We start from the raw sequence: 251 nt of genomic DNA, 5'->3' as shown, positions 1-251 counted from the left end.
CATTAATACCTATACGCTGCTGTCGCAACAGCAAGCTGAGCAGGTAATCGAAAAATCTCATCAAACCTATTTACAGTGGCGCTTAGTGTCAGTGACCGAACGTGCAAAACACTTAAACAAATTAGCTTCATTATTCGAAGAGCAAAAAGATGCCATCGCCAAGCTTATGACCGAAGAAATGGGTAAAGTATACGCCCAAGGTTTGCAAGAAGTTGAACTGTGCGCAGGCATTTGTCGTTACAGTGCCGAGC

General features: G+C 43.8%; 1 protein-coding gene. It reads left to right on the top strand.

Features of this window, described 5'->3' with window-relative positions; genetic code table 11:
* Window position 1: 1 nt before the first annotated feature.
* Window positions 2-251, top strand: a 250-nt coding sequence (locus AAEY62_RS23685) for an aldehyde dehydrogenase family protein (RefSeq protein WP_350636904.1), incomplete at its 3' end; no start/stop codon positions are given.

It is taken from the genome of Pseudoalteromonas sp. GW168-MNA-CIBAN-0100, assembly GCF_040309225.1.
GTDB classification, from domain to species: Bacteria; Pseudomonadota; Gammaproteobacteria; order Enterobacterales; family Alteromonadaceae; genus Pseudoalteromonas; species Pseudoalteromonas arctica.
Note: the sequence above shows the minus strand (reverse complement) of the source record. Positions and strands in the feature narration are given on the sequence as shown.